Consider the following 20,747-nt stretch of genomic DNA (forward strand, 5'->3'; position numbering starts at 1 on the left):
ACGAAGAGCGCCTTCAGTTCGTTGATCAGCTTCGGCGTGGCCTCGGCGAGCGGCTCGCGGACCGGGCCTGCCGGGAGTCCGAGCAGGTTGAGCGCGGCCTTGACCGCCACGGCGCCGGGCTCGCGGGTCATGATCGCGGTGATCACCGGCAGCAGGGCCTGGTGGCGGCGCAGGGCTTCCTTGTTGTCGCCCTCGTCGTAGGCGTCGAGCATCGCCTTGATCTCGTTGCCGACGACGTGCCCGACGGTGCTGACCGTGCCGACGCCGCCGATCGAGTACAGCGGCAGGATCAGCTCGTCGTTGCCGGAGTAGAAGTCGAGGCCGGTCTCGGCGATGACGCGGGCGGTCGCCAGCAGGTCGACCTTGCAGTCCTTCACGCCCACGATGCGCGGGTGCTCGGACAGCCTGAGCAGCGTCTCCGTCTCGATCGCCGTGGCCGTGCGGCCGGGGATGTCGTAGAGCAGCGCGGGCAGGCCGGACGCGTCGGCCACCTGCCGGAAGTGGTTCTCGACGCCCTCCTGCGTGGGCTTGCTGTAGTACGGCGTCACGACGAGCAGGCCGTCCGCGCCGTGCTGCTCGGCGCTGTGGGCGAGCTCGATGGTGTGGCGGGTGGAGTTGGTGCCGACGCCCGCGAGGATCTGGGTCCGGTCGCCGACGGCTTCCGCCACGGCCTTGATGACCTGCGCCTTCTCGGCATCGGTCGTGGTCGGCGCCTCGCCGGTCGTGCCGTTGACGACCAGCCCGTCCACGCCTTGTTTGCCGACGAGGTGCGCCGCCAGCTCCTGCGCACCCTTGAGGTCCAGGTCACCGTCGGGGGTGAACGGGGTGACCATCGCTACCAGCACTCGTCCGAACATGACTCCAGCGTGGCTCTAGTCTTCACAAAGTTCCAGTTAGAAGTTCTGCTCGGAACGTTAAGCTGAGCTTTGTGTTGGACGTACGGCGGTTGAGATTGCTCCACGCTCTGTCGGTTCACGGCACGGTCACCGCGGCCGCGGAGGCCCTGCACGTGACCTCTCCGGCTGTCTCCCAGCAGCTCGCGGCCCTGGAACGCGAGGCAGGCGTGCCCCTGGTCGAACGGGAGGGGCGGAAGTTGGTTTTGACCCGTGCCGGACACGTGCTGGCCGCTCACACGCAGCTGGTCCTGGACCAACTGGCCGCGGCCGAGGCAGATCTCGCTTCGCTGCGGACCTCCGTGTCCGGCGTGGTGCGTGTAGGGGCGTTCGTGTCGATCGCCGCCCTGTTGCCACGGGTGATCCAGGTGCTGCGCTCGGCGCACGGGTCCGATGTGGAGCTGTTCGTGCACGAGATGGAACCGGAGGCGTCGCTGCCCGCGTTGCGGCGCGGGGACATCGACATCGCAGTGATCCACTCGTACAACATCATGCCGCGCTCGTTGCCTACTTCGTGCGAGTCGCACGAGCTGTTCGTGGAGCCCGTGAACGTGGCGCTGCCGTTGAGCGATCCGTTGGTGCAGCAGGATTCGGTGGATCTGGCGGTGCTGGCCGACCGGCCGTGGATCATGCCGCGCACCGACGCGTCGTGCCACGAGCTGACCCAACGGGCGTGCGGCGCCGCCGGGTTCGTACCGCGTGCGCAGGCCTACTGCGACGACTTCGGAGTGATGTGCGGGCTGGTCGAGGCCGGTCTCGGGGTCGCGTTGGTGCCGTCCGTGGCTCGGCGGCCCGGGGTGGCGTTGCGGCCGTTGACGCAGCAGGTGTTCCGGACTGTTTCGGCTGTGGTGCGGCATCGGGCGGACGGGCAGCCCGCGGTGCGTGCGGTGCTGGAGCAGCTACGCCAGGTCTGACTGGTCCGCAGCTGATGCCGTCTGCAAGTACCACCAGCTCAACATCAACAGGCACATATCTACACCCAACCTGTTCGGCGATCGTCGAACAGGTTGGGTGCGGTTGCAGGCGATTCGATCAAGAGTTGGTGGTACTTGCAGACGCCCGAACCAGCAGGCAGGCGTGCTGCAGGTGGTGGCCTGTCAGAGCCGTGGGCCGTGAGCCGTGGCGATCGATGACAAGCCGTTGAGCCACTGGGGTTCGTAGCCCTGGATGTCGAAGTACGACACCGGTCAGGCCAGGTCGGAGAGCCACTGCTCGACGCCGGCCACGTGCACCGTCGACCAGCTGCGCGCGAGTTCTGGCTGGTGGGCGGCGAGGGCGTCGACGATGGCGCGGTGCTCGGCGACCGTGCGGTCCACGGCGTTGGACTGGGTGATGCCGCGCCAGATGCGGACGCGGACGGTCGGGCCGGCCAGGGTGTCGAGCAGTTGGGCCAGATAGGCGTTGCCGGAGCACTGGGCGATGGCGCGGTGGAAGTCCAGGTCGTGTTCGACCAGTTCTTCTACGGACTTGGCGGACTCGGCGGCGTCGCAGAGGGCGCGGAGCTTGATGACCTCGTCCGGGTCGATGCGCTGGGCGGCCATCGCGGCGGCGGCGGGCTCGAGGATGCGGCGGACCTGGAGAACTTCGAGTACCGAATCTTCGCCGCGGTGCAGATCGAGCACGAAGGAGAGTGCGCCCAGCAGGTCGTCGGCGCGGAGTGAGGAGACGTAGGTACCGTCGCCCTGGCGGACGTCGAGCACTCGAACGAGTGACAGCGCTTTCACGGCTTCGCGCAGGGAGTTGCGCGACAGGCCGAGGCGTTCGGCCAGGTCAGCCTCACGCGGGAGGCGGTCGCCGGGCTTGAGCTCGCCCGAAACGATCATCTCCTTGACCCGCAGGATCGCGTCATCAGTGACTGCCACGGCACCCTCAACTCGTCGTAGACCTCGGATGTCTGATGCCCAGTATGCGCCACGGGAGGTCAACTTCGACGCATGACGGTACAGACGGCCCTGATTCACGTACTGTTATGTGGGATGGTTATCTCTTAACGAGACGTGACGGGAACCCCTGTTGTCGCCATAATGGTCTGGACCATTCTAGGAGGGATCTTGGACGCCGTTGTCGCAGCACCGCGCGCTTTGCTCGGTCGCACGATCGTCGGTCCTGCCTCGGTGCGGATCAGGGACGGCCGCATCGTCGAGGTGACCACCGGTGAAGCACCACCCGGCGCGGAGGTCCTCTCCGATGGACTGCTCACACCAGGGCTCGTCGACGTCCAGGTGAACGGCGCCGTCGGCGTCGACTTCGCCGAGGTGGACGCCGACGGGATGCGGTCCGTGGCCGAGGCTTTGCCCTCTACCGGTGTGACCCGGTTCTTGCCGACGTTGATCACCGCGCCAGTGGACGTGGTGCTGAGGCAGGCACGTGCCGTGCTGGCTGCTTCCGCCGCGTTGCCGGACGGGGTGGGGGCTCGGCCGCTCGGGGTGCATCTCGAGGGCCCGTTTCTGTCGCCGAAACGGGCTGGGGTGCACGATCCGTCGTTCATGGTTGAGCCCGGGCCGGACCAGATTTCGGCTTTGCTCGACGATGACACGTTGCGCCGGGCGTTGCGGATGGTGACGTTGGCGCCTGAGCAGCCTGGTGGGTTGGAGGCTGTGCGCCGGCTGGTCGAGGCTGGGGTGCTGGTCGCCGTGGGGCATTCGGATGCCACCGGTGAGCAGACTCGGGCCGCTGCTGATGCCGGGGCGCGGATGGTCACTCACCTGTTCAACGCGCAGAGGCCGTTGGGACATCGGGAACCCGGTGTGCCCGGGGTGGCGTTGGTCGATGAGCGGTTCACGCTTGGGCTCATCGCGGACCTCGCGCATGTTGGGCCGGATGTTTGCCGGCTGGTGTTCAACGCTGCCGGGGCTCGGGTCGCGCTGGTGACCGATGCTGTTGCGGCCGCTGGGATGCCGCCTGGGCGGTACCACTTGGGTGGAGCGGATGTGCTGCTCACCGAGGATGGAGTTCCTCGGTCGCCTGAGGGGACCATCGCTGGGTCTGCGCTGACGCTTGACCGGGCTGTTCGGAACATCGTGTCGGTGGGTGTGCCGGTGGCGGATGCGTTGGCATCAGCGACGATTGTTCCGGCTGAGGTGATTGGGGAGGCCGGGCTCGGGCGGTTGGCGCCTGGGGCTGTGGCTGACCTGGTTTGGTGGGATGACGAGTTGCGGCCCAAGAAGGTTTGGGTTGATGGGCGAGTGGTGTTCGACGCTGCTGTGCCTGCTTTGCCTGTCCCGGCCGGTTATGCCACCGCTGGGCAGTAGGGGGTGCGGGTGGTCGGGTTGGGTGCGTCGGGTCCCGTTTAGGGATTTCGGGGCTCCGCCCCGGACCCCGCCAATCTGATCAAGGACCTTGTCCACGCCACCGGCGGGTTGATGGCACGCCAGTTGCTTTGGGCGGCGGCGCGTTGCGCAGGTGGTGCGGTTCGGGTGGGTGGTCCCGTCACGAGTCGTGACGGGACCACCCACCGGAATCTCCCGTTTCAAGCCAAGAGCAGCTCGGCTTCGCCGTCGCCACAAAGCGAAAAAGCCCGCCCGGAGTGTTCCGGGCGGGCTTTTTTGTGGTGTTAAAGGGTTCTGGTGACCTTGTTCAGGCCCCGGGGGCTGTCCGGGTCGCCGCCGCGTGCCAGCGCCAGGCCGTGGGCGAGGCGTTGGACGGGGAGGATTTCCAGTACTGGGGCCACTTCTTCTGCCGTCCCGGGGATCGAGATGGAGAGGGTGGCGCCCACCTTTTCTGATGCTGAACCTACGGCGACCACGTCTGCGCCGCGTTGGTGGACCACGTCCAGGGCGTCGCGGATGGAGTCGCCGCCCTTGCCGAGGGAGGTGATGGCGAGGACTGCGGTTTCGCCGTCGACGGCTGCCACTGGGCCGTGGAGCAGGTCCGCGCCGCTGTAGGCGCGGGCTGCGAGGTATGAGGTTTCGGCGAGTTTGAGGGAGGCTTCCAGGGCTGTGGCGTAGGAGTAGCCACGGCCGGTGGTGAGGACCCTGTCCACGAAGCGGTAGCGGCGGACTGCTTCGTCGACGGTGGGGGTGCTGGCGTCGAGGGTTACCTGGGCCAGGTCGCCGAGGGAGGCGGCGGCTTCGCCGTTGCCGCCTCGGATGGCGTCGATGAGGAGGTAGAGCGCCAGGAGGGTGGCGGAGTAGGTCTTGGTTGCCGCCACTGCGTGTTCTACGCCTGCTGAGACGTCCACCGAGAGTTCGGCTGCCGCGTTCAGCGGTGAGGAGGACGTGTTGGTCACGGCCACGGTCAGGGCGCCTCGGCGGCGGTAGGAGGCGGTGACCTCCAGGAGGTCGGGGGAACCGCCCGACTGCGACACCGTCACGAGCAGTACGTCGCGGAGGTCGGGTTCTGCGCCGTACAACGTGGTGGTCGAGGCGGAGACCAGGCCTGCGGGGAGCTCCAGCAGGATTTCGGTGAGGTACTTGGCGTAGATCGCGGCGTGGTCGCTGGAGCCGCGGGCCGCGAAGAGGACGAAGCGCGGGGCGCGTTCGCGGATTACGGCGGCTACCTCGGCGATGGCTGAGCGGGACGCGTAGAGCGAGGAGAAGATCGACGGCTGTGCGGCGATCTCCGCTGCCATGTGCCGGCCTGGCTGGGGCGTGGTCATGTCGTGCCTTTCAGGATCAGCTCGGCCGCGGCTCGGAGGCTCACCCGAGAACCGCCGTGGGTGTCGATGCGGGCGACGCTGCCCAGGTCCGGACCCGGCACGCCGGTTTCGACGTGCACGACGTCCAAGCCCAGATTAGTTAAGTTTGTTACCAGTTGTCGAGCGCTGGTGTGGCGGTGGGCGTCTCGGGTCACGACCACAATCGTGCGGTCACCTGCGGTTTTCGCAACTTCTTCCGCGGTGACGTCTCTTGTGGCGATCACTTCGGCGCCTGGCAGCACCTCGCGCAGGTAGGGCCCCAGGCCCCACGGGACGTCGCCTACCGCGATCGACGGGTCCACGACCAGGTCGACTACTACCGGGTCGGCTCCGACACTAACCCGGCCGCGGGCCTCGATGGCGCGTCGAGCGGCCGTGAGACCGATCTCAGCGTCGTGGGCGTCGACGGTGGACGGCGGGAGGCCCAGGGCCAGGGAGCGGGCGGCTGCCTGGGTGAGGCGTTCTTCGGAGAGTTCGCCGGACTTCACGGCGGCGACGATCGAGTCGATCAGCCACTGGAGGTCGTCGTCGTCCAGGGCGATGCCGCCCAGGCAGAGGGCGTCGACGCCTGCTGCGAGGGCTCGGACCGCGCCCATGGCCAGGTCTCCGCCGACGGCCTTCATGTCCAGGCCGTCGGTGATGACGGCGCCGGTGAAGCCGAGTTCGGTGCGGAGCAGGTTGATGGCGTGCTTGTTCAGCGTGACCGGCGCGGTGCCCCACTCGGGGACGACCAGGTGGCCGGTCATGATCGAACGGACGCCCGCGTTCACGGCTGCCCGGAACGGGACGAGTTCCACGGCGCGCAGTTGTTCCTCGGTGCGCGGGAGGACCGGAAGCTGTTCGTGGGAGTCCTCAGTGGACGCTCCGTGGCCGGGGAAGTGCTTGGCGCAGGCGGCAACGCCCACGGCTTGCAGGCCTTCGACCCACGCGGCGACGTGTCGTGCGGCGAGCACCGGGTCCGAACCGAACGCACGGACGCCGATGATCGGGTCGTCCAGGGTCAGCACGAGGTCGGCGGACGGGGCGAGGTTCAACGAGATTCCGCACTTCGCCAGCCGGGCGCCGATGGACGCCGCGACCGACCTGGTGAGGTCCAGGTCGTCCGCCGCGCCCAGGGCGTGGTTGCCCGGCACCTCTGAGCCGCGGCCCGCGTCGAGCCGCGTGACGTCGCCGCCCTCCTCGTCGATGCCGATCACCACGTCCGGGCGCACCGAACGCAGTTCGTCGCACAGCGCGGTCACCTGGGCGTCGTCGACGACGTTGCGCCCGAAGAGCACAACGCCGCCCAGCCCGTCAGCGACCCGCCGCCGCAACCAGTCGGGGGCGGTCGTTCCGTGGAATCCGGGTAGCAGAACGGCTGCGGCCAACTGATCCACGCGTCATCCCTTCACTGCACCGGCGGTGACGCCGGCGACCATCTTGCGCTGGACGATGAGGAAGAACACCAGTGCCGGCACGGTGAACAGGACGGACGCGGCCATCGCGCCACCCCAGTCGGTGCCGAACGCGGTCTGGAAACCTGACAGCCACACGGGCAGGGTTTCCCTGTCCTGGCTGCGGATCAGCACCTTGGCGAACAGGAACTCGTTCCACGCCGTGATGAACGCGAACACCGAGGTCGCGACGAGACCCGGTCCCAGCAAGGGAAGTGTCACCTTCTGGAACGCGCCCCACCGGCCGCAGCCGTCGACCATCGCGGCCTCTTCGAGCTCCACCGGGATGCCGTTGACGAACCCGCGCAACGTCCACGCGCAGAACGGCAGCGTCACGGCGAAGTACACCAGGATCAGCGAGGAGAGGTGTTCGTAGAGCTGGAGATCCCGCATCATCAGGAACATCGGGATCAGCAACGCCTCGAACGGCGCCATCTGCGCCACCAGCATCAGCAGCACGAAGCTCTTGCGGCCGCGGAACGCGAAGCGCGACATGGCGACCGCCGCGGTGATGCCGATGATGATCGCGGCGACGACCGCGGTCAGCGTCACCAGCAGGCTGTTGCCGAGCGAGGACAGGAAGCCCGGCTTGGTCCACGCCGTGACGAAGTTCGAGAAGGTCACCGAGAACGGGATCAGGTCGTAGTCCGACGTGATCGTCGTGCCCTTGGGCTTCATCGCCGACGTGATCATCCAGTACGTCGGGAAGAGGAAGAACAACGCGAGCGCGAGCCCCGTGAGGTTCGCCGCAGACTTCTTGAGCATCAGATCTTGCCCTCCTCGGTCTGCAACAGCTTGCGCAGGTACTGGAACGTGATCAGGCCGAGGATGAGCATCATCAGCACGGAGATCGCGGCCGCGACGCCGAAGTGGCTCTTCGCGATGCCTTCCAGGTACTGCAGCACCGGCAACGTCGTGCTCTCACCGCTGGGACCACCCTCGCGGAACACCCAGATCTGGGCGAAGACCTTGAAGTCCCACAACGTCGACAGGAACGTCACCATCATCAGCAGCGACCGGATCTCCGGCCACGTCACCGCGCGGAACGTCTGCCAGCCCGTCGCGCCGTCGATGCCCGCCGCCTCGTAGAGGTCGCGGGGGATGCCGACGAGTCCGGCGTAGAGCGAGAAGGCGAGGAAGGGGATCGCCTGCCAGACGATCAGCAGGCCGACGACGGACAGCGTCGACGTGCCGGACGAGAACCACGAGTAGCCGGCGAACGAGTCGAACCCGAGCTGCACCAGCGTCTTGTTCAAGATGCCGTAGTTCTGGTCGAACATCCACTGGTAGACCGTCGTGGACGCGAGGATCGGCATGGCCCACGCGCAGAGCATCGCGATCTGCAGCGCGATCCGCACCCACGGCGTGAGCACGCGCATCAGCAGCGCGATCCCGAGGCCCATGCCCACCGACGCCACGACGACGCCGACGGTGAAGACGATGGTGCGCAACGAGACGGTCCAGAACCGCTCGTCCTTCAGCACCGTCACGTAGTTGTCGAAGCCGGTCCACACGATCTCGCCGCGGACCAGTTCACCGAGGTTGAGCTGGCGGAAGCTCGTCACGAACACCGAGACGACCGGCCAGCCGATCAGCCAGAGGATCGCGATGAGTGCGGGAGCCAGCAGCAGGTAGGGCAGTGCCCGGTCGAAGGCACCGCCCCGGCGGCGGCGCTTGCGCGCCCCACCCGTCACGTCAGGCGGCAGCGCCGGAGGGATGTCCCCTGCCGGCGCTGCCGTTTCGGTCGTTTTGACGGCCGTCATCTCAGCTTGGCTAGGCCATGGCCTTGGTGATGGCGTCGCTCGCGTCCTTCGTCGCCTGGTCCAGCGTCTTCGCGCCGGTCAGGTACGCGGTCAGCGCGTCCTTCAGCGGGTTCTGGCCCGCCTCGACGGCCGCCCACTTCGGCGTCACCGGGGTGACCTTGCCGTTGGGGGACGAGTCCGCCATGGCCTTGCCGATCGCGTTGCTGGCGAGCTTCGAGGTGTCCTTCGAGGTACCGGGGACAGCGCCACCCGCGGCGAGCTGGTCCTGGTAGTTCTTGGAGGACAGCAGCGCGAGGTACTTCTTCGCGGCAGCGGCGTTCTTGCTGGCCGCCGGGATGGCGAGGTTCGAGCCGCCGAGGAACACCGGCGCGGCCGAACCGGCCTTCTTGGACGGGATCGGGAACGCCGAGGTCTTGTCCGCGAGGTCCGGCTTCGCCTTCACGGCGCCGCCGAGCTCCCACGGGAGGCCGACCATCATGCCCACGTTGCCCGTGCCGAAGACCTCCATCTGCTGGGGCTTCGCCTCGTCGATGTCAGCCGGGACCTTCTTGGTGGCCGACGCGTCGTAGAGCGCCTTGTAGGCCTCGAAGCCGGCCTTCGCCTGCGGGGTGTCGAGCGTGCCGCTCCACTTGCCGTTGTCGAGCTTGGCGATGTCGCCGCCCTCGTCCCAGATCAGCGAGAGCAGGAAGTACCAGGACTGACCCGGCAGGTACAGGGCCTGGAACTCCGGGTTGGAGGCGTTCGCGGCCTTGAGCTTGTTGATCGCGTCGATCCACTCGGCACGCGACGTCGGCGGCTTCGCGACGCCGGCCGCCTGCAGCAGGTCGGTGCGGTAGATCACGGTGCGGTTCGCCGCGTAGAACGGCACGCCGTACTGCTTGCCGTTCAGCGTCAGCGAGTCCTTCAGACCGCCCAGCCACTCGCCGCCGTTGAACTGGCCGGCGTCGGCGGTGAGGTCGGCCAGCGTGCCCTGGTCGGCGAAGCTCGCCGTCTGGGTGTTGCCCAGCTCGATGACGTCCGGGGGAGTGCTGCTGGCCAACGCGGTGGTCAGCTTCTCCTGGATGCCGGTCCACTTCTGGACCTCGTACTTGACCTTGATCCCGTTCGCCGACTCGAACTCCTTGTTCAAGGCGTCGGTCAGGGTCGTCGGCGCGGAGCCGTCCATGAGCCACACGGTGATCTCTTTGGTCTCCGTGGTGCTACCGCTGTTCGTGCTCGTGCCACAGCCTGACACGGCCACTGCCAGCGCGGCGGCACCAGCAGCGAGTCCTCTCCAGCCCTTCACAGTTCGCGCCCTTTCACCAAGCCCGGCACTCGGCCGGAACGTCCAAGTGGTGTAGACCAATGCGGAACAGCGTGTGCTGCGTCACCGATCCTGTCAAGCGCGTTGCCAAAGCGTTGCGGAGTCCTCCGATCATTTTTGTGTCGAATGGCGGGGGTTCGAACGCACGAAACGACACGGACAAGGCATCCTTGTGTGGCGTGACGTGGAGTGCGAGGAGGAGGCCATGCTGGAGACGACGCCTGCATCAGGCGTGGACGCCAGGACGCGTGCACAACGCGAGCCGAAGTACTGGGGTCTCAAGCGGCACCTGCTCGACCTGTTGAGGGCGCTGCCGCCCGGTTCGCCGATCCCCACGGAACGGTCGCTGGCGGCGGAGTTCGACGTCTCCAGGACCACCGTTCGCCAGGCGCTTGCCGAGCTGACGGTGGAAGGCCGGCTGCTCCGCGTGCAGGGCAAAGGCACCTTTGCGGCGGAACCCAAGGTCGCCCAGAGGTTGCAGCTGTCTTCGTACACAGAGGACATGCGGGCCCAGGGACGGGTGCCGTCGTCCAAGCTCATCGAGGCTTCCGAGATGTCGGCGGAGGCCGAGCTCGCCCGGCTGCTCGGCGTGCGTCCCGGTGCGAAGGTGCTGCGACTGCACCGCCTGCGTCTGGCCGACAACGAGCCGATGGCCATCGAGACCACCCACCTGGCGCTCGGCCGGTTCCGCGGGTTGCGGCGCTATCTCGCGCCGGGTGCCTCGCTGTACCAGGTGCTGTCCGAGCGGTTCGGTGTCGAGATGGGACACGCCGAGGAGACGATCGAGACCGCCCTCGCCTCGCCTGAAGAGGCAGAGCTGCTCGGTGCGGACATCGGACTGCCGATGCTGCTGCTGTCGCGGCACTCGTACGACACCGAGGGCAGTCCCATCGAGTGGGTGCGTTCGGTGTACCGGGGTGATCGCTACAAGTTCGTCGCCACGCTGAACAGGCCGTCTTGATCGCCTGGGGCACGCCACGCGCCCGCTGGGTGCTGGCGACGACGATCCTCGGATCGGGCATGGCGATGCTCGACGGGACGATCGTCAACGTGGCGCTGCCCCGGATCGGCGCGGAGTTCACCGCGTCGGTCACCGACCTGCAGTGGATCCTGAACGGCTACATGCTCGCGCTGGCCTCCCTGATCCTGGTCGCGGGATCGCTGGGTGACCGGTTCGGGCGACGCCGGGTCTACGTGATCGGCGTGGTGTGGTTCGGCGTCTCGTCGTTGCTGTGCGGCGTCGCGTGGGACGTGCCGATGCTGGTCGCCGCGCGGGTGCTGCAAGGCGTGGGCGCTGCTCTGCTGACGCCGGGTGCGCTCGCGATCCTGCAGTCGTCGTTCAACCGGGAGGACCGGTCGCGCGCGATCGGCGCCTGGTCGGGTCTGGCCGGCGTGGCCACCGCGATCGGGCCGTTCGTCGGCGGTCTGCTCGTGCAGGCGTGGTCGTGGCGGCTCGCGTTCCTGGTGAACCTGCCGGTGGCGGCGCTCTGCGTGTTCCTGGCGCTGCGGTTCGTGCCGGAGTCCCAGGACGACGAGGCGGGCCACCCCAACTACCTCTCGGCGCTGGTCGGCGCGGTCGGGCTCGCCCTGCTCACCGGCGGCCTGGTCGAACAGTCCTACCTGGTGGCAGGGCTCGGACTGGTCGCGATGATCGCGTTCGGCGTGGTCCAGGTGCGGTCGCACGACCCGTTGGTGCCGCCGGAGCTGTTCCGCAACCGGACGTTCCTGGTGGCGAACCTGCTGACGTTCCTGGTCTACGCGGCACTCGGCGGCGTGATGGTGCTGCTGGTGCTCCAGCTCCAGGTGTCGCTCGGCTACTCGCCGACGGCGTCCGGTCTGGCCAGCGTGCCGCTCACGATCATCATGCTGCTGCTGTCGTCGACCTCGGGGAAGATCGCGCAGCGCTACGGCCCGCGCTGGCAGCTCATCCTCGGCCCGATCGTGATCGGTATCGGGATGTTGCTGCTGCGCAACGCCGCTCCCGGCGCGGCCTACCTGACCGGCGTGCTGCCCGGCGTGCTGGTGTTCGCGCTGGGCCTCGCGGCCGTGGTCGCGCCGGTCACCGCGACCGTGCTCGCCTCCGCGCCCGATCACCACGCGGGTGTCGCGTCCGGTGTCAACAACGCCGTGGCACGCACCGGCAGCCTGCTGGCCATGGCCGTGCTGCCCGCGGCGGTCGGGTTGATGGGCGAGGACTACACGAACCCGGCGGTCATGACCTCCGGGTGGCAGATGGCCCTCGTGCTGTGCGCGGTGGCGTCGATCATCGGTGGTGTCCTCGCGATCGGCGTGGACAACCGGGTGCTGGCCGCGGCGCCGGACCAGCAGGAGGCTCCGCACCCCGGCGAGTGCCTGCACTGCGGCGTGGAGGGCCCGCCGACGCACATCCGCTCAGGTGGCGAGAAGGCGCGCCAGTAGCCCGGGATCGACGTTGCCGCCGGACACGACGGCGACACCGGCACCTCCGAGCTTGGCCTGCGCCGCGACGGCCACGGCACCACTCGGTTCGGCGATGAGCCGCGCCCGGCGGGCCAGGTCCGCCACCGCGCCGAGGATCTCGTCCTCCGACACCGTGATCACGTCGTCGACGAGCTTGCCGATGTGGGCCCAGGTGAGTGCCGAGGGCTCGTCCCTGAGGGCGTCAGCGACCGTCTGAGCGCGTTTCAGCGGGTCCCAGCGCACCAGTGCGCCCGCTTTGAGCGAATCCGCGATGTCGGCCGCCAGTTCGGGTTCCGCGCCGATCACGCGGACGTCCGGACGCAGCGACTTGATCGCCGTGGCCACCCCGGAGATCAGCCCACCGCCGGACATCGGCACCACGACGGCCTCGACGTCCGGCAGGTCCTCCAGGATCTCCAGGCCGATGGTGCCCTGCCCGGCGATCACGTCCGGGTGGTCGAACGGCGGGATCAGCGTCGCGCCGCGTTCGGCGACCAGGGCTTCGGCACGCTCGACGCGTTCGGTGATGCCGACGATGAAGACCTCGGCCCCCAGCGCCTTCGTGGCCTCGATCTTGACCGGCGGGGTGTTGTCCGGCATCACGATCGCGGCCGGAACGCCGTGCAGCCTGGCCGCGAACGCCACGGCCTGGGCGTGGTTGCCGCTGGAGTACGCGACCACGCCCTTCTCGCGATTCTCCAGGCGTGCCAACGCGTTCAGCGCGCCGCGGAGTTTGAACGCGCCGATCGGCTGCAGGTTCTCCGGCTTGAGCCAGCCCGAGCCGAACGGCAGCAACGGCGTGCGCACCACGTGCGGTGCGATGACCGTCGCCGCCGAACGGATTTGTGAGAGCGTGATCATCCGAGGATCGACGCGAGCAGGGCGGGCTCGATGTTGCCGCCGGACACCACCGCGACGGTCGGACCGGCCGGCAGTTCACGGTTCAGGTACGCGGCAACGGGAACGGCGCCGCTCGTCTCCGACACGACCCGCGTGCGGCGGGAGATCTGCTTCACCGCGTCCCGGATCTCGTCCTCGGTGACGGTCACGACGTCGTCGACGTACTCGTGGATGTGCGCCCACGTCAGCTCCGAGGGCTCGGCGCGCAGGCCGTCGGCGTTGGTGCGGGCCCGGTCGTGCGCGTCCCACCGGACCAGCGAGCCCGCGGCGAACGAGGCGGCGGTGTCGGCGGCCAGCTCAGGTTCGACGCCGATCACGCGAACGTTGGGGCGCAAGGACTTCACGGCCGTCGCGACGCCCGAGATCAGTCCGCCGCCGCTCACCGGGACCAGGATCGTGGCCACCTCGGGAAGATCGGCGCAGATCTCCAGGCCGATGGTGCCCTGGCCGGCGATCACGTCGGGGTGGTCGAACGGCGGGATCAGCGTGGCGCCGCGTTCCTCGACCAGTTCGGCGGCGCGTGACTCGCGTTCGGTGATGCCGACGACGAACACCTCGGCGCCGTGCGCGCGTGTGGCGTCGATCTTCAGCTGGGGCGTGTTGTTCGGCACGACGATCGCCGCCGGCATGCCCAGGATCTTGGCGGCGTAAGCGACTGCCTGCGCGTGGTTACCGCTCGAGTACGCCACGACACCACGGGCGCGGTCCTCGGAAGGTATGCGGGACAACGCGTTCACGGCGCCGCGCTGCTTGAAGGCCCCGATCGGCTGCAAGCACTCGGGCTTGATCCACAGCGAGGAGTCGAACGACAGCAACGGTGTGTGGACGACATGCGGGGCGATGGCGGCAGCGGCCGCGTGGATGTCTTCGAGGGTCACCAAGCGCATGCGTTGATGATGCACGTCACCGGCGCACAACCGGTGAACTGTGCCCGACGTCCTACAAGTGTCATGTCTGAAAAGGAGAAAATCACCCCCGTCAAGCTCATCGCGAGTGTGCTCGCCGCCGCCACCGCGGCCGTGCTGAGCCTTCGCCTCAACGTCGCCGGCACCATCATCGGCGCGATCCTCGCGAGCGTGGTGACCACAGTGGGCGCCGTGTTCTACCAACGGTCGATGGAACGCGAAAAGCGTTGGCAGATGATCGCGGTCGGCGGCCTGCTCGCCTTCGTGGTCACCGTCCTCACCGTCACGAGCGTCCAGCTCGTCACCGGCAAGCCGACGTCCGCCGATCCCGGTCCGACGTCGAAAACGAGCACCTACACCGAGACCCGCACCGAGACGACGAAGATCGAAACGGAGACCGTCACGGTCCCGCCGAGCTCGTCCAGTCAGGTGCCCACCGAAAGCACGACGCCGACCGGACCACCCACTACGTCGACAGGATCTCGACAGCCGACCGACAGCTCGACACCGCCGTCAACTGTCGACCCCATTCGGTGATCACGTCACTACTTTGAGCGACAGTTAACTGTCAATTGCTACGCAGCGGAGTTGATCTGTCGTGAGCTGTGACACACTTCGTCCACGGTCGGGTTCAGGCGTAATAGCTAACGGACCGGCGGTATCACTCGAACGGGCGAAAGATTAGCTCCGAAAGAGACCGAAGGAGGGCGCGATGAGGCTCGTGGCACGACCACTTGAGCGCAGCGCCTTCGTCACAGAACTCAGCTGGACGGAAGTTGGAGGGGTGGGGCGACCCCTGCCGCCGCCCCACCACCCGTCCCCCTAGAGCCCCCGAGAGAGGTCCCTGCAACCGATCTCTCGGGTTCCCCTGCACCCGAAAGTGAGGGAGACGTCTGATGAACCGCACGAGTGCGGCCCGTATAACCGGTGCCGTTGTTCTCGCCACCGGAGTCGTGACTGCTCTCAGCGTACCGGCGTTTGGCGCCCCTGCCGCACCAGTCGCCCCAACCGGTTCCGATACGGAGAGCTACCCGGCAGAGTTGCTCCAAGCGGTCCAGCGTGATTTGGGCCTGAACGCTGACCAGGCACGCGTCCGTCTGGCCTCTGACCAGAAGTCGAGCGAGATCGTGGACACCGCGAAGGCCTCGCTGGGTGACGCGTTCGGCGGAGCGTGGATCGACCAGGCGAGCGGCAGACTGACCGTCGCGGTGACCAGGCCAGGACTCTCCGTGACCGGGGCCGACACCCAGGTCGTGAAGAACTCGCTCACCCAGCTCAACGGAACCAAGTCGGTTCTCGACCTCATGAACGCCCCCGCGGGCATCACGAGCTGGCGCGTCGACGAGAAGTCGAACAGCGTCGTCGTCGAGGTCAACAAGAACACCCGTGACGCGGCCGCGGACAAGTGGATCGCGACCGCCAAGTCCATCAGCGGTTCGGTCCAGGTCGCCGAGGTGACCGAGACTCCGACCCCGCTGTACGACCTGCGCGGTGGTGACGCGATCTACATGGGCGGCGGCCGTTGCTCGCTCGGCTTCTCCGTGACCGGTGGCTACGTCACCGCAGGTCACTGCGGCCGAGCCGGCACCGCGGTCTCCGGCTTCAACCGCGTCGCACAGGGCACGTTCGCGGCGTCGGTCTTCCCGGGCAACGACTACGCGCACGTCCGCACCAACGCGAACTGGACGTCGCGGCCGTGGGTCAACCGCTACGGCGGCGCGAACGTGATCGTCCGCGGCAACACCGAGGCCGCTGTCGGCGCGCAGATCTGCCGTTCCGGTTCGACGACCGGATGGCGCTGCGGCACCGTCCAGGCCAAGAACCAGACCGTGAACTACCCGCAGGGCTCGGTCCGGGGTCTCACCCGCACCAACGCCTGCGCCGAGGGTGGCGACTCGGGTGGTTCGTGGGTGGCGGGCTCCGGCTTCGGTCAGGCCCAGGGCGTGACCTCCGGCGGTTCGGGCAACTGCTCGTCCGGCGGCACCACGTTCTTCCAGCCGCTGAACCCGATCCTGTCGCGCTACGGCCTGACTCTCACGCGCGGCTAGGTCCTAACTGAACTGAACAGACCGTTTCGAGAGCCCGTACCAGAAGCCTTCAACACTGGTACGGGCTTTCTCGTCGCTCGCCGCGCCGAGTGCCACGAACAGCGGTGCGAAGTGCTCAGTCCTCGGATGTGCGATCCCGGCGGCCGGCGCCTTCTGCTGGAAGTCGAGCAGCGCGTCGACGTCGCCGTTGGCCAGCTGCTGGTGCGCCCAGTCGTCGAACTCCTTCGACCACGACGGCGGCTCGTAGTCCGGACCGGCGGGGAAGTTCACGCAGCTCAGGTTGTGCGTCATGAACCCGCTGCCGACGATCAGGACGTTCTGGTCCCGCAGTGGAGCGAGCTTGCGGCCGATCTCGTGCAGCTCACGCGGGTCGAGCGTGGGCATCGACATCTGCAGCACCGGCACGTCCGCGTCGGGGAACATCTCCTTCAGCGGCACGTAGGCGCCGTGGTCGAGGCCGCGTTCCGCGTCCTGCTCGACGTGGCCGCCGAGGAGTTTGCGCACGTCGTCGGCGAGCTCCGGAGCGCCCGGTGCTTCGTACGTGACGTCGTAGTAGCGCTGCGGGAAGCCCCAGAAGTCGTAGACCAGCGGGACGGTCTCGGTCGCGCCGATGGTGGTCGGCGCCTCCTCCCAGTGCGCGGAGACCATGAGCACGGCCTCCGGGCGCGGGAGGGTGGCGGACCAGTCCTTGAGCTCTCTGGTCCACGTTTCGTCGTCGGCCAGCGGGGGTGCCCCGTGGCTCAGGTACAGCACTGGTGCGCTCACGTCATCGAGCGTACGCCGTTTTGTTCAAATTTCAACGACTAAGTTCAACTTTGAACGACTCGGCGGCCGCCCTGGGGTCTTCGGCCTCGGTGATGGCTCGCACGACGACGACGCGCGTGGCTCCGGCGGCCTTGACCTCGTGGAGGTTCTGCAGGTCGATGCCGCCGATCGCGAACCACGGCCGCCGCATGCCCTTCGTGGCGCGCACGAGGTCGAGCCCCGGCGCGGGGCGTCCCGGCTTGGTCGGCGTCGGCCAGCACGGGCCGGTGCAGAAGTAGTCCACGCCGTGCTGCGTCGCCGCCGCCTGCATCTGGCCGGCGTCGTGCGTGGAGCGGCCGATCACGGGGTGCTCCCCGATGATGTGGCGCGCGCACGAGACGGGCAGGTCGTCCTGGCCGAGGTGGAGCACGTCCGCCCGGAGCGCGTGGGCGATGTCCGCGCGGTCGTTGACGGCGAGCAGCTTCCCGTGGGTGTCGCAGGCCTCGGCGAGGATCTCCAGCGCCGCGATCTCCTGCTTCGCCTCGAGTGACTTGTCCCGCAACTGGATGATGTCGACCCCGCCGGCGAGCGCGGCATCGGCGAAGTCGGCCAGATCAGGCCGGTTCGGCGTGCAGAGGTAGAGCGTCGCGTCGGCGAGTCGTTGCCTGATCAGGTTTCCGTCGAGTCCTGGCACGTACGCACGTTAACCGTTATGTTGAGGTCGGTCCGCACGGGAGCCTGGAGAACACCGGGCTGAGAGGGAGCGTGGTTCGCTCCGACCGTCGAACCTGATCCGGGTCATGCCGGCGCAGGGAGCGTGAATGCCTTGAGCAGTGTGGAAGTGGCCGTCCGGGGTGGCGGTGTCATCGGCCTGTCCGTCGCGTTGTTCGCGGCACGGGCCGGCTACACGGTTTCCGTTTTCGACGACGGGTCGCCGCACGCTGGTTCGCGGGTCGCGGGTGGGATGCTCGCGCCGTTGACGGAGGCGTGGCCGGGCGAGGAAGCCGTGGTGGCGCAGGGTGTCGAGGCCCTGCGGATGTGGCCGGACTTCGCCGCTTCCATCGGTGTCGAGCTGTTCACCGCGGGAACTCTCGCGGTGGGTACGCAGCCCGGTGACCTCGCCGATCTGCGGCACGCGGGGGAGTTGCTGACCTCGCGGGAGATCCGTGCTCTCGAACCTTCTTTGGGCCCGGCGGTTCGTGGTGGCGTGCACGCGGCGGGCGACCTCGCCGTCGACAACCGCGCGCTGCTTTCCGCACTGTGGAAGGCATGCGTCGACCTCGGCGTGAAGTCCAATGTGGAGGGGCGGGTGGAGGTCATCGCGGCCGGGGCGTGGAGCGGTGAGCTGCATCCGGCCCTGAAGGACGTGATCCGCCCGGTCAAGGGCGAGATCCTGAGGCTGACGCACCGGCCTGGCGCCCTGCCGCCGCCGCGGCACACCATCCGCGCGCTGGTGTCGGGTCGGCCGGTGTACCTGGTTCCGCGTGACGACGGTCTCGTCGTCGGTGCCACTCAGTACGAGGCGGGGTTCGACACCGACGTCTCCGTCGCGGGTGTGCGGGACCTGTTGCGGGACGCGGAAACCGTGCTGCCGTGCATCGCGGAGTACGCGCTGACCGAGGCCGCCGTCGGGTTCCGCGCGGGCAGCCCGGACAACGTGCCGATCGTGCGCTGGCTCGAGCCGGGTGTCATCGCCGCGACCGGCCACCACCGCAACGGTCTGCTGCTGGCCCCGCACACGGCTTTTCACGTGGTCGGGCTGCTCAAGGGAGGAAGTTCGTGAAAGCACAGGTCAACGGCACATCTCGCGACCTGGCCGACGGTTCGTCGGTGGCCGCCGTGGTGTCGCTGGTGGGCGCGCCGAGCTCCGGGGTGGCAGTCGCCCTGGACGGTGCCGTGGTGCCGAGGGCGTTGTGGGACAAGACGATCGTGCCGGACGGCGGCGTGGTCGAGGTGCTGACCGCGGTCCAGGGAGGGTGACGTGGACGATCCGCTGATCATCGCGGGCCGGGAGTTCCGGTCCAGGCTCATCACCGGCACCGGCGGTGCCGCGAACCTCTCCGTGCTGGAGCGCGCCCTGGTGGCCTCCGGCACCGAGCTGACGACCGTGGCGATGCGCCGGGTCGACGCAGCCGGCCAGACCGGTGTGCTGGAGTTGTTGCGGCGCCTTGGAATCGAGGTCCTGCCGAACACCGCGGGCTGCCGCACGTCCGCCGAGGCCGTGCTGACCGCCCAGCTGGCGCGCGAGGCGTTGGAGACGAACTGGGTCAAGCTCGAAGTCGTGCACGACGAGGAGACCCTGCTGCCGGACCCGGTCGAGCTGCTCGACGCGGCCGAGCGGCTGGTGAACGACGGCTTCGTGGTCCTGCCCTACACCAACGACGATCCGGTGCTGGCGCTGAAGCTCCAGGACATCGGCTGCGCCACGGTGATGCCCCTCGGTTCGCCCATCGGAACAGGTCTCGGCATCCGCAACCCGCACAACATCGAGCTGATCACCTCCCGCGCCACCGTTCCCGTGGTGCTCGACGCGGGCATCGGTACGGCGTCGGACGCGGCGCTGGCGATGGAACTGGGCTGCTCAGCCGTGTTGCTGGCCACGGCCGTCACGCGAGCGCAGGATCCGGAACGGATGGGCGCCGCCATGCGTTGTGCGGTCGAGGGCGGACGGCTGGCGCGACTGGCCGGCCGCATTCCGCAGAGGTTTTGGGCCCAAGCGTCCTCGCCGGGACGCTGAGGTCGCTACCTTGTGTGCATACGTGTTGGGGGATGATTGAGCATTACCCATCCGCCGAGGAGGACGACAAGCCGTGACGGCCCCCATTGACGCCGAGGTCGAGGACGCGACCGCGCGTCTGTACCTGGCGATCGGCCGGCTGGCCCGGTTGCTGCGACGCACCGGTTCCCCCGGACTCGGCCCCGGCGCGGTCTCCGCGCTCGCCACCCTCGCGAGGTGCGGCCCCATGCGCCTGGGCGACCTGGCGAACAAGGAAGGCGTGGCGCCCCCGACGTTGTCCCGCATCGTCGCCGCACTGGTCGAGGCCGGCTACGTGAAGCGCGAACCGGACCCGCAGGACGGCCGAGCCTGGCTCGCCACCCCCACCCCCGAGGGCGAGACGATGGTCTCCGGCGTGCGGTCCGCGCGGGTGCGCGAACTCCAGCGGCGCATCGAGCAGCTCTCGCCCGAGCACGTCTCGGCGCTGGTGCACGCGCTGGACGCACTGGAGACGCTGGTCGGCGAGGAGTCGAAGTAACGCGTGCTCAGCTACCCCGTCTCGATCAAGGGCGTGGTGGTGCGCGGCGGCAAGGTGTTGCTGCTGAAGAACGAGCGCGACGAGTGGGAGCTGCCGGGCGGCCGCATCGAGCCCGGCGAGTCCCCGCAGGAGTGCGTAGTCCGCGAGATCGCCGAGGAGACGGGCTGGCAGGTGACGCCCGGCCCGATCCTCGACTCGTGGATGTACGCCATCGCCGGGAAGTGGCACGTGTTCATCGTGACCTACGGCTGCCACCTCGTCGGCGACAGCGAGCCCGTGCTGTCCCACGAGCACAAGGAAATCGGCCTGTTCGCCGTGGACGAGGTGCCCGGGCTGACAATGCCGGAGGGGTATCGGCGCTCGATCGCGAACTGGTTCGCGCGGCTGAGCTAGCGACCAGCACCTCGCGGGCCTGCGCCAACACGTCGG

General features: G+C 68.4%; 22 protein-coding genes and 1 riboswitch. Of the genes, 11 read left to right on the forward strand and 11 right to left on the reverse strand.

The genetic code is table 11. The features are described from left to right. Positions 1–857 (reverse strand): 4-hydroxy-tetrahydrodipicolinate synthase (dapA, locus tag SK803_RS44695; RefSeq protein ID WP_319972337.1); only part of this gene is annotated, 857 nt, incomplete at its 3' end. A gap of 71 nt (positions 858–928) precedes the next feature. Between dapA and SK803_RS44700 the strand changes: the two genes are divergently transcribed. Continuing rightward, complete coding sequence (locus tag SK803_RS44700) at positions 929–1,807, forward strand: LysR family transcriptional regulator (RefSeq protein WP_319972338.1); 879 nt, start codon at positions 929–931, stop codon at positions 1,805–1,807. 273 nt (positions 1,808–2,080) lie between these two features. Here the strand turns inward: SK803_RS44700 and SK803_RS44705 are convergent, their stop codons facing one another. Next, a complete protein-coding gene (locus SK803_RS44705) occupies positions 2,081–2,755 on the reverse strand; it encodes a FadR/GntR family transcriptional regulator (protein ID WP_109631436.1) in 675 nt (224 codons plus the stop codon). A 189-nt stretch (positions 2,756–2,944) separates the two neighbouring features. Here SK803_RS44705 and nagA point away from each other — a divergent pair, with 189 nt between their 5' ends. Next, positions 2,945–4,144 carry an N-acetylglucosamine-6-phosphate deacetylase gene (gene nagA, locus SK803_RS44710; RefSeq protein WP_319972339.1) on the forward strand — a complete coding sequence of 400 codons (1,200 nt, stop codon included), beginning with the start codon at positions 2,945–2,947 and terminating at the stop codon, positions 4,142–4,144. A gap of 302 nt (positions 4,145–4,446) precedes the next feature. Here the strand turns inward: nagA and SK803_RS44715 are convergent, their stop codons facing one another. The 5 genes from SK803_RS44715 to SK803_RS44735 are packed head-to-tail and all read right to left on the reverse strand — an operon-like array spanning position 4,447 to position 10,010. Continuing rightward, positions 4,447–5,490 carry an SIS domain-containing protein gene (locus tag SK803_RS44715; protein ID WP_319972340.1) on the reverse strand — a complete coding sequence of 348 codons (1,044 nt, stop codon included), beginning with the start codon at positions 5,488–5,490 and terminating at the stop codon, positions 4,447–4,449. Further along, the gene (locus tag SK803_RS44720) at positions 5,487–6,905 is read right to left on the reverse strand and encodes a glycoside hydrolase family 3 protein (RefSeq protein WP_319972341.1); all 1,419 of its coding nucleotides are present in this window, start codon (positions 6,903–6,905) and stop codon (positions 5,487–5,489) included. Before SK803_RS44720 ends, SK803_RS44715 begins: the two co-directional genes overlap by 4 nt. Before the next feature lie 3 nt (positions 6,906–6,908). Beyond that, complete coding sequence (locus tag SK803_RS44725; protein ID WP_319972342.1) at positions 6,909–7,727, reverse strand: carbohydrate ABC transporter permease; 819 nt, start codon at positions 7,725–7,727, stop codon at positions 6,909–6,911. Beyond that, entirely contained in the window at positions 7,727–8,725 is a 999-nt protein-coding gene (locus SK803_RS44730) for a carbohydrate ABC transporter permease (RefSeq protein ID WP_319972343.1), read from the reverse strand. The genes SK803_RS44725 and SK803_RS44730 overlap by 1 nt, the downstream gene beginning before the upstream one ends. Positions 8,726–8,735: 10 nt before the next feature. Beyond that, entirely contained in the window at positions 8,736–10,010 is a 1,275-nt protein-coding gene (locus SK803_RS44735; RefSeq protein ID WP_319972344.1) for an extracellular solute-binding protein, read from the reverse strand. A gap of 223 nt (positions 10,011–10,233) precedes the next feature. On the opposite strand from SK803_RS44735, the gene SK803_RS44740 reads away from it, so the two are divergent. Both SK803_RS44740 and SK803_RS44745 read left to right on the forward strand, forming a co-directional pair. Further along, positions 10,234–10,989, forward strand: a complete 756-nt coding sequence (locus SK803_RS44740; protein ID WP_319972345.1) for a GntR family transcriptional regulator — start codon at positions 10,234–10,236, stop codon at positions 10,987–10,989. Then, positions 10,986–12,446: an MFS transporter gene (locus tag SK803_RS44745; protein ID WP_319972346.1), complete on the forward strand. Its 1,461-nt coding sequence runs from the start codon at positions 10,986–10,988 to the stop codon at positions 12,444–12,446. The genes SK803_RS44740 and SK803_RS44745 overlap by 4 nt, the downstream gene beginning before the upstream one ends. Here the strand turns inward: SK803_RS44745 and SK803_RS44750 are convergent. Together SK803_RS44750 and SK803_RS44755 are read right to left on the reverse strand one after the other, a co-directional pair. Next, positions 12,420–13,328: a threonine ammonia-lyase gene (locus SK803_RS44750; protein ID WP_319972347.1), complete on the reverse strand. Its 909-nt coding sequence runs from the start codon at positions 13,326–13,328 to the stop codon at positions 12,420–12,422. The two genes, SK803_RS44745 and SK803_RS44750, sit on opposite strands and share 27 nt — an antisense overlap. Further along, the gene (locus SK803_RS44755; protein ID WP_319972348.1) at positions 13,325–14,254 is read right to left on the reverse strand and encodes a threonine ammonia-lyase; all 930 of its coding nucleotides are present in this window, start codon (positions 14,252–14,254) and stop codon (positions 13,325–13,327) included. The genes SK803_RS44750 and SK803_RS44755 overlap by 4 nt, the downstream gene beginning before the upstream one ends. Positions 14,255–14,317: 63 nt before the next feature. Here SK803_RS44755 and SK803_RS44760 point away from each other — a divergent pair, with 63 nt between their 5' ends. Together SK803_RS44760 and SK803_RS44765 are read left to right on the forward strand one after the other, a co-directional pair. Continuing rightward, positions 14,318–14,809: a hypothetical protein gene (locus SK803_RS44760; protein ID WP_319972349.1), complete on the forward strand. Its 492-nt coding sequence runs from the start codon at positions 14,318–14,320 to the stop codon at positions 14,807–14,809. Between the two features lie 590 nt (positions 14,810–15,399). Next, the gene (locus tag SK803_RS44765; protein ID WP_319972350.1) at positions 15,400–16,320 is read left to right on the forward strand and encodes a S1 family peptidase; all 921 of its coding nucleotides are present in this window, start codon (positions 15,400–15,402) and stop codon (positions 16,318–16,320) included. 3 nt (positions 16,321–16,323) lie between these two features. Here the strand turns inward: SK803_RS44765 and SK803_RS44770 are convergent, their stop codons facing one another. Continuing rightward, on the reverse strand, positions 16,324–17,085 hold the full coding sequence (locus SK803_RS44770) for a dioxygenase family protein (protein WP_319972351.1): 762 nt from the start codon (positions 17,083–17,085) through the stop codon (positions 16,324–16,326). A 31-nt stretch (positions 17,086–17,116) separates the two neighbouring features. Further along, on the reverse strand, positions 17,117–17,758 hold the full coding sequence (gene thiE, locus SK803_RS44775; protein ID WP_319972352.1) for a thiamine phosphate synthase: 642 nt from the start codon (positions 17,756–17,758) through the stop codon (positions 17,117–17,119). Between the two features lie 26 nt (positions 17,759–17,784). Next, positions 17,785–17,896: riboswitch (TPP riboswitch) on the forward strand. Between the two features lie 3 nt (positions 17,897–17,899). Here thiE and SK803_RS44780 point away from each other — a divergent pair. The 5 genes from SK803_RS44780 (at position 17,900) to SK803_RS44800 (ending at position 20,711) form a co-directional block, all read left to right on the forward strand. Continuing rightward, the gene (locus SK803_RS44780; RefSeq protein WP_319972365.1) at positions 17,900–18,847 is read left to right on the forward strand and encodes an FAD-dependent oxidoreductase; all 948 of its coding nucleotides are present in this window, start codon (positions 17,900–17,902) and stop codon (positions 18,845–18,847) included. Beyond that, on the forward strand, positions 18,844–19,044 hold the full coding sequence (gene thiS / locus SK803_RS44785; protein WP_319972353.1) for a sulfur carrier protein ThiS: 201 nt from the start codon (positions 18,844–18,846) through the stop codon (positions 19,042–19,044). The genes SK803_RS44780 and thiS overlap by 4 nt, the downstream gene beginning before the upstream one ends. 1 nt (position 19,045) lies before the next feature. Beyond that, the gene (thiG, locus tag SK803_RS44790; RefSeq protein WP_319972354.1) at positions 19,046–19,801 is read left to right on the forward strand and encodes a thiazole synthase; all 756 of its coding nucleotides are present in this window, start codon (positions 19,046–19,048) and stop codon (positions 19,799–19,801) included. 73 nt (positions 19,802–19,874) lie between these two features. Next, positions 19,875–20,318 (forward strand): MarR family winged helix-turn-helix transcriptional regulator, encoded by a 444-nt coding sequence (locus tag SK803_RS44795; RefSeq protein ID WP_319972355.1) that lies wholly within the window; start codon positions 19,875–19,877, stop codon positions 20,316–20,318. Positions 20,319–20,321: 3 nt separating this feature from the next. Then, complete coding sequence (locus SK803_RS44800; RefSeq protein WP_319972356.1) at positions 20,322–20,711, forward strand: NUDIX hydrolase; 390 nt, start codon at positions 20,322–20,324, stop codon at positions 20,709–20,711. Positions 20,712–20,747: the final 36 nt, after the last annotated feature.

The organism is Lentzea miocenica, from assembly GCF_033949945.1.
GTDB lineage: Bacteria > Actinomycetota > Actinomycetes > Mycobacteriales > Pseudonocardiaceae > Lentzea > Lentzea miocenica.